This is a genomic window from Aeromonas sp. s6, from assembly GCF_040907815.1.
Lineage (GTDB): Bacteria > Pseudomonadota > Gammaproteobacteria > Enterobacterales > Aeromonadaceae > Aeromonas > Aeromonas caviae.
Genome location: NZ_JBFOCN010000046.1, coordinates 1 through 7,409 on the forward strand (window position 1 = coordinate 1; position 7,409 = coordinate 7,409).

Below are 7,409 nucleotides of genomic sequence, written 5' to 3' on the forward strand. Positions count from 1 at the left end.
AACGATAACCAACTGGCGATGTTATTCACGCTGGCCAACCTGTTTCGGGCGGACCAAATGATACGTCAGTGGGAGAGATCTCACTAAAAACTGGGGATAACGCCTTAAATGGCGAAGAAACGGTCTAAATAGGCTGATTCAAGGCATTTACGGGAGAAAAAATCGGCTCAAACATGAAGAAATGAAATGACTGAGTCAGCCGAGAAGAATTTCCCCGCTTATTCGCACCTTCCCTAGGCCCTGTGGCTGGAAGCCTTGATGACGGTTCAAAGGTCGTATTGGGGATGCAATCTGATGTGTTTGCGTGCTGTACTATCCAGGGAGACCAAATCTCGGTGAGGGGGACGCCTAGGTTTGAGCAGGCCATCAAGTCGGCATATGCCCAGGCCAAGCCGACAATGTGGTTCGGTTCGGCAGAGAAAGAGCGCCCGAAGGCAGAAACCATTCCTCCTGCTCTCAAGCCAAAAACCGATACAACGTCAGCCACAACCTATCGTGTGCCAGTGCTCATCTACAAGTCGAAGCGTGAGCCAGGTAAGAACGTTGATGGCAACCCCGCCGAAGATATGACCTACGGCAAAATGACGGCAGAGCAGATCAAGGCTATCCCCATGTTCGTAGGGAAGATGGGAGATGACGGCTTTATTGGTGATCTCGAAAAGACTGACCCCAAGGTGTTCTTTAGTAGCTTCCGCAACATGGCCACATTGTTTGCGACTGGCGACTTGAAGATGAACATTCTGGCCATGATCGCCAAATTCGAAAAATCTGAGGGGGGTGAATACCGGAACCAAGCATTGACGAGAGCAGCGCGAGCTCACCCGACCACGATCAAGTTCTCAGATACCCTTATCAAGGAAGTGAAGGCAAAGCTGGCCGAACTTGATGGTGATGTGAACAAGCTTGTTCTGAGTGACTTGATGCAGCAATACAGCAAGACCTCCGGCTTTCGGTTACCCATCTTCAACTCTGCGGCGGATAAGGTGCAGGGCCTCACAATTGCGGTGAACGATGTCTGGGCAGGCAAGGCGGAAATCGCGACATATGAAAAATTTGGCGACTTCTACAAAGGGACGATCAAAGTAACGCTATATGACCACTTCGGTCTCGATTATCCTGACATTGGCCCTGACCCCACGACCGGAAGAGTCAAGTTCTACGGCCTGGCGTCCGGTTTCAGAAGCTGGTTTGTTCTTCAACACTACAAGCGCTTTGCCTACAAGCCATTTTTGACCGTCATTGAACTCAGCTATCCATTCCAAGGGGAACTAAAGTGAGCGCAGCAGTGAAGACAGAGAGAACATGGGTATTCGTGTTTTTCATGCTCTATCACCTCTTGAATGCATCGATCCTGTTCATTCAGCCTGTCTATGACTGGTTTAACGATGAATACTCACTGACTGGCCTATATGTACTGCTCATGCCCTATCTCTGGGGTTTGATAACGATACTGGGGGCGATTTTGTTCTTGTCAGATCGCTCTTGGAAATATTTGGCAGGCAATCTACTCGGTGGTTCGATCCTTCTCTTCTGGTGGCTTAGACTGGCATCCCAATATTAGTGAGTAACGTCAGGCATATGAATGAGTAGACCGAATGGCATTTTCTTGGGTGTGGCTTCATGCAGCGTAAGCTGCAAGCTCACAAGATCTGTTCGAAACGGAAATGAGTTCCCGCCTTTTCTATCCACTGGTTGCTGTAGCGCCACACAGCAGCAATACATCCAGTTTTTCATTAGCTCCGGTCTGAGATTTTCAGCCTGTATCTCCATCCTCATTACCAGCTCTGCTGTTCTGCTGCATGTGTTATATTCGGCTCAAACATTGAGCCGAATGATGGGCTGGGTCGGCTCATTATTGAGACCCTAGCATGTTGGATGAGGAAATAATGGAACCATTGTGGATTTGGCAACAAGCAGATTGGCCCCATTTTCGTTGGCAGGATAGCGAGATATTGCCCAGATTACGGCACGTTCAACGCAGGCAGGGAATTCTAATCGGTCGTCATTCCAGGTTGGGGAACTCCGACCAAGCGTTAGATACGTTACTGGCTAACATCATCTCCTCATCCGCTATCGAAGGCGAACGCCTCAATGCCCAATCTGTGCGTTCCTCCCTTGCTCGGCGGTTAGGTGGGCCACAAACTCAGTCATATCCAGTATCAGAGCGCTCAGAGGGGCTCGCGGCCATGATGTTGGATGCCATCGACAATCATGAACAACCACTGAGTATAGAACGCCTTTACCAATGGCATCGTTGGCTGTTCCCCGTCAACGAATGGTCGGTGCAGCCAGTGAATGTAGGACAGTTGCGAGGAGATGAGCCGATGCAGGTTGTCTCTGGGCGTGTTGATCGCCCCATCGTGCATTTTGAGGCACCGCCCAGAGCAACTCTGGACGATCAACTGGCCGATTTCACCCTCTGGTTTAACCAGACTCGGCATGATCCCACGATAGATCCCCTTCTTCGTGCGGCGATTTGCCATCTCTGGTTTCTGACCCTGCACCCCGTTGATGATGGCAATGGGCGGTTAGCGCGGGCACTGACCGATCTCGCGCTGTCACAGGCTGACAGCCACAGCATGCGGCTGTATGCCATGCCAGTTGCTATTCTAGAGCTGCGGGGTGACTACTATCGAGCGCTTGAGTCAGCGCAGAAGGGCTCGTTGGATATTACCTCCTGGATCTGTTGGTTTCTCGACACACTGGATTTCTCCATAGAGCTGGCATTACAAAGTATCGCCCGTAGCCTTGCCACGGCATCTTTCTGGCAGCGGCACTGTCATGACGGCCTGAGCCCAGAGCAAACCAAAGTGATTAACCGCCTACTGGATGGCGGCGAACAGGGTTTTGAAAATGGCATCAGTGCCAGTCAATATCAAAAAGTCGCCGGAGTCAGTAAGCCCACGGCCACACGCCATCTTGCGCAATTGCTGGATAGGGGGTGCATTGAGAAATTACCTGGTGGCGGACGCAGTACACGCTATCAGATCCGCTGGGGAGATATTGGCTTCACGATGGGAGTCTGAAAAGACTCTATCTGTTAAATTGTTTGGACTCTCCCTGCGGGAGTTGTTTTAATTTGGTGGATTAGAGCCTCTATTGACGAACTAATAAAGCACATAAATTAAATTTTGACGCCATGATGAGTGCCGTCAGGCATATGAATGAGCAGATAAGATGGCATTCTCTTGGGTGTGGCCCCATGCAGCGCAAGCTGCGGAAATCCCCGCGATAAATCTAGTTACGGGCATCTCACCTTTTAATGTATTTTTGAGAAACCTCATGTACAGTATCCGTATCTATTTAAGTTGATATGAAGGATCTTTAATGAGAACGGTCGAGTTTCTCCAGTACACTTTACAGCCAAGTACAGGTAATGAATTTCATCAGATCATGCGAAGTGTCAGCGTTCCTTTGCATCAGGCCGCAGGAATTGATGTAGTCACTTATGGTCAGTCGCAACATGATCCAGACAGCTATGTTTTGATTCGAGCCTTTGATAACCCTGAGCATAGGGAAAAATCTCTTGATGCCTTTTACCAAAGCGATATTTGGCGCAATGGCCCAAGAGAGGAAATTATTAACAGCATTGCTGTTAGTGTTATGTCTGTTGTGTCGATGGAGTCAGCGACTATTGATGCTCTTCGTCAGACCAGCTACACCTCTATGTCTGTCTAGGAATAATGACACATTCTGTTAGATAGATTCAGAAGCAATAGCTCGGATTGCTTCGTAAGATGCTGTCTGTATGAAACCATTTAATCCATGTTGGATTATGAAAAATTAAATATTGACGCCATGATGCGTACCATCTGGCATATGGACAAATAAACTCAGCCGACAGTCTTGGCTCTCCACTGACCTTTTGAGCGACAACAAACTATCGAGAACATCGGGAGCAATTTCAGGAACATCACCAGGCCCGAGATTTGAAAGCAGTTTGGTCACACTGAGACGTACCATTTGCTCTTCGGCAAGAGCCTTGGCTCTCTGGACAACCTCGGGTGATTCGGATGAAATCATATCCTCCAATGTCCTCCCCATACGGTGCTCCTACTAAAAACAGAATTAAAGGCCCACGCCGAGCTGGCATGGGCTCTCAGCACTAAATCAAAAATTCTTCCAATGCTCGACCATTAGCCACCGCTTCCGCGATAGCCTTGGGCATGCGACCTTGACCAGTCCAGGTCTTCTCCTGGCCATCCTCGGCGTATTTGTATTTTGCAGGACGAGGAGCGCGTTTCGCTTTAGCTGAACCATCAGCTTTCGCTGGAGCCGTTGCACCAACCAGCTCACTCGGATCGATGCCTGCTGTTTTCAGCATTTCGGTGAACTCAGCCAGCTTTTGCAGGCGTTCAGCGGACTCGGCCTTGATTTTGTTTTCTTGTTGCTCACGCTCAGCAAAAACTTCATCCAATTTCTCTTTAACTTCGACCAATTGCTCGAAAGACAACTCGCGCAATGCGGCACGAAGGCTACGGATATTCAGCAGGATTTTCAGAAATTCGTTCATTGATAGCCTCATGTATCACATTTTTATATCAGGAAAATTATCTCTTAATCCCAGCATCAGCTCCACTATTTTTGGCACCAAGACGATTAGATAAATAGCATTATTCAAAAAGACGTGAGCGAAATCGCGTTTGGATCTGCTTAGTGGCCTGGCTCCAATCTTCTATGAAACTGTGTAGCCAAAAACTTAATCTAGGTGGTAGTGAGCGTTGAGACCACCTCACCAGATGAGCCGATGAACGATCTTGATCGGCTCACGAAATGAGCCGATTGGACAATATCATTGGCTCACAGAATGAGTCGATGATAGGAAATAGTTCTCTCCACACAAACTCGAATATGGGGGCATACTATTCAGATTATCTCCCTATTAGAATAATCACGCCCAAATGTGTCTGGGTTTGCAGCCTCATAGTCATCGTCAAACATATGTTCCCCGCGATGCATCTCCCTCATTGTTGCGAGTATACCGAAAAAACACATTTCACACAGATGCACCTTGTAACGTTCACCATCGTGACGGGAACCATAGCCAAAATCCGCCGATAACGAGCCGTATTGGTTGGTTCCAAAATTCGTTTTTGTACTACGACCACAGACATCACAGAGAATGTCAACGACCTGTTCTGTTGGCACAATTTCTTTTACGAGCATGCTGAGCCCCTTATTTAAGGCTTTATGAAAACTATAATTTTCTGCTTTTGATCTGGGAGTAACCTGGGCTGGCTATTTATCACTGGCATAACCAGCATTGAACTCTCATTTGTTATTTTTGGATGTCTTTGCACTCAAATTTTGGAGGTGTTTTCCAACCTGTAACGCGCCCGCTGCGTTTGTTGACCCTTCGGTATTCATTACCCAACAGGATTTCCCATTCAGAGCCGTTCTCCGATAGAACCTGAAAAGTAGTCCCAAGCTCAATACCTATGCCAGGCTCAGTACAGATCAGCTCAGTCATCGACTCTCCTCGGTGCTAGGACATATCACCATTTTTTTCCGATTGTTCAAGAACGGAAGCCATCGCGTCTAGTGACCGAGCAAGGGCACGACACTCATCTGCGGACATTAAAGCGGATGTGAATGCGGCAGCATTCTCATTATGAACATCCATTTCACTGACTCTGATGTAGCCACCATACGGGCTGGAATAGACGCTCACCTCTACTGGATGGGGTGGTGTTCCAATTGGTTTATCCAACTTTAAAACACTTGTATAAATAGGCATTTATCCTATCCCTAATCAACTCCTCTAAACTACAGAATATTGCTCGGGGTTAATCATGATGTCCATCAATAAATCAAGACACAAACCTAGTTGGTTGGAAACTAACAGAGTCGCCCCTGCAACATGTGCAAAATTTGTTGAACACTGGGCACGACAGGGTGGGTTGAGATAGGGCATGATAAAGAGCACATGCAGACAGAGGTATGTAACATGACACCCGATGCAGTCCATCACCCGCTTCGTAGAACAACACGCCTTGAATCCTTGGATGTTCCTCGTGAAGCATTGAACGTTCATCTGTGGATTGTGGCTGGAGTTCCTGCGGACATCATTCATCAGCTAGCTGCGCTGGTTGAAACTGATGTGGGTGTGATATGTAAGCTAACTGGTATTAGCCGGAGCACTGTGACTCGCAGGCTCAAAGCAGATACCGCGCTATCAATATCACAAGGAGCCAGTGTAATGACCCAGCCGTTCCTGCACAACTAAGCGGCTTCGGCATAGGCCTGCGCCGGTGTTTTCATCTTTAGCGCCTGGTGAGGACGCTTCTGGTTGTAAAACTGGATCCAGTCGCCAATCACCCGACTGGCATGCTGCAAGGTCTCGAACCTCTGCCGATGGGCACACTGCTCCTTGAGCGTTCTGATCACCCGCTCGACCATGCCGTTTTGTTCCGGCGTGTACGGCGTGATGAACTCCTGCTGCAACCCATAGCTCTTCACCAGTGCTGTGTAGTTGCGGCTGGTAAACACCAACCCATTGTCGCTACGTAACAAAAACGGCGATGCAACTCGTCCCAAGCTGCCGAAGCGAGCAATTAAGGCTTGCTCCAGCGCTGCCTCGGCCGTTTTCGATTTACCACTGCGCGAGAGATGCCATCCCAGTAGTTCACGGGTATGGCAATCAATCACCAGCGCCAAGGAACACCAGCCATCGCGACCAGCCCAGATCCGGCATAGGTCCGTCGCCCAGCGTTGGTTGGGCGCTGAGGCCACCGAAGGCAGGGCCTGGATCCGGGGGCGAAACCCAACCGGACGCTTGCGAACTTGCCAGCCCTTGAGCTGGAAGATGCGCTGTACCGTGTTCTTGTTGAACCCCAACAGGGCTGCAACCGTCCGGTAACCGAACGATGGGTTCTCCTCAATCATGTTTTTGATCGGGGTGACCAGATGCTCCTGAAGCTTGGGCGCGGCCTTGACGCTGCGGTAGTACCAACTACGACGCGGCAGGCCAAACCAGCGGCAGAGCTTGCTGACGGAGACATCAATACCTTCTGCGCGTAATCCCTGCTGAACATCGGCGACTATCTGTCGTCCTCGCCCAGCAGGGAGGCCAGCTTTTTTCTGGCGCGTAACTCCAGCATGGCCTCGCCATAAGCTTCCTGGAGTTCCTTGAGCTGCTTCTCGTACTGCTCGCGAATATCCAGTGGCTTGGCCCGTAAGGCGTTTTCCATGCCCCGTTTGGCGTCATCTACCCATTCTTCAATCTCGGAGGGCGGCAAATCAAAGGCTCGAGCCGCTTCGGCGACGGTGGTCTTGCCCTGAATGATTTCCATGACCAAGGCGGACTTGCGCTTGGCCGTCCAACGTTTGATTTCTTCGTCCATCGTGATGCTCATGTCTGTGATCTCCACTCATTATGACCTGAGCAGGATTTCAGTGGGTCATTACAC

Annotated in this window: 10 protein-coding genes and 1 pseudogene; 4 read left to right on the forward strand and 7 right to left on the reverse strand. The window is 49.5% G+C overall.

Annotation, left to right across the window (positions count from 1 at the left end):
* Nucleotides 1-284: 284 nt before the first annotated feature.
* The 4 genes and pseudogenes from AB5Y50_RS06825 to AB5Y50_RS06840 all read left to right on the forward strand — a co-directional run bounded on the left by AB5Y50_RS06825 (nt 285) and on the right by AB5Y50_RS06840 (nt 3,678).
* Nucleotides 285-1,277 (forward strand): DUF3289 family protein, encoded by a 993-nt coding sequence (locus tag AB5Y50_RS06825; protein ID WP_223924753.1) that lies wholly within the window; start codon nt 285-287, stop codon nt 1,275-1,277.
* A gap of 609 nt (nt 1,278-1,886) precedes the next feature.
* Nucleotides 1,887-2,120: pseudogene (locus AB5Y50_RS06830) on the forward strand (DUF4172 domain-containing protein); the annotation flags it as partial.
* 66 nt (nt 2,121-2,186) lie between these two features.
* The gene (locus AB5Y50_RS06835) at nt 2,187-3,026 is read left to right on the forward strand and encodes a Fic family protein (RefSeq protein ID WP_223924754.1); all 840 of its coding nucleotides are present in this window, start codon (nt 2,187-2,189) and stop codon (nt 3,024-3,026) included.
* A gap of 301 nt (nt 3,027-3,327) precedes the next feature.
* Nucleotides 3,328-3,678 carry an NIPSNAP family protein gene (locus AB5Y50_RS06840; protein ID WP_080741060.1) on the forward strand — a complete coding sequence of 117 codons (351 nt, stop codon included), beginning with the start codon at nt 3,328-3,330 and terminating at the stop codon, nt 3,676-3,678.
* A gap of 105 nt (nt 3,679-3,783) precedes the next feature.
* Here AB5Y50_RS06840 and AB5Y50_RS06845 read toward each other — a convergent pair whose 3' ends face one another.
* The 7 genes from AB5Y50_RS06845 to AB5Y50_RS06875 all read right to left on the reverse strand — a co-directional run bounded on the left by AB5Y50_RS06845 (nt 3,784) and on the right by AB5Y50_RS06875 (nt 7,355).
* Nucleotides 3,784-4,023 (reverse strand): hypothetical protein, encoded by a 240-nt coding sequence (locus AB5Y50_RS06845; protein ID WP_223920585.1) that lies wholly within the window; start codon nt 4,021-4,023, stop codon nt 3,784-3,786.
* A gap of 82 nt (nt 4,024-4,105) precedes the next feature.
* Nucleotides 4,106-4,513 (reverse strand): H-NS family nucleoid-associated regulatory protein, encoded by a 408-nt coding sequence (locus tag AB5Y50_RS06850; protein WP_005361923.1) that lies wholly within the window; start codon nt 4,511-4,513, stop codon nt 4,106-4,108.
* Between the two features lie 353 nt (nt 4,514-4,866).
* The gene (locus tag AB5Y50_RS06855; protein WP_053288698.1) at nt 4,867-5,166 is read right to left on the reverse strand and encodes a hypothetical protein; all 300 of its coding nucleotides are present in this window, start codon (nt 5,164-5,166) and stop codon (nt 4,867-4,869) included.
* 112 nt (nt 5,167-5,278) lie between these two features.
* A complete protein-coding gene (locus AB5Y50_RS06860; RefSeq protein ID WP_042010605.1) occupies nt 5,279-5,470 on the reverse strand; it encodes a hypothetical protein in 192 nt (63 codons plus the stop codon).
* 15 nt (nt 5,471-5,485) lie between these two features.
* On the reverse strand, nt 5,486-5,737 hold the full coding sequence (locus AB5Y50_RS06865; RefSeq protein ID WP_127904518.1) for a hypothetical protein: 252 nt from the start codon (nt 5,735-5,737) through the stop codon (nt 5,486-5,488).
* A gap of 485 nt (nt 5,738-6,222) precedes the next feature.
* Complete coding sequence (locus AB5Y50_RS06870) at nt 6,223-7,044, reverse strand: IS3 family transposase (RefSeq protein ID WP_039026397.1); 822 nt, start codon at nt 7,042-7,044, stop codon at nt 6,223-6,225.
* Nucleotides 7,041-7,355: a transposase gene (locus AB5Y50_RS06875; protein ID WP_039026396.1), complete on the reverse strand. Its 315-nt coding sequence runs from the start codon at nt 7,353-7,355 to the stop codon at nt 7,041-7,043. Before AB5Y50_RS06875 ends, AB5Y50_RS06870 begins: the two co-directional genes overlap by 4 nt.
* Nucleotides 7,356-7,409 lie beyond the last annotated feature (54 nt).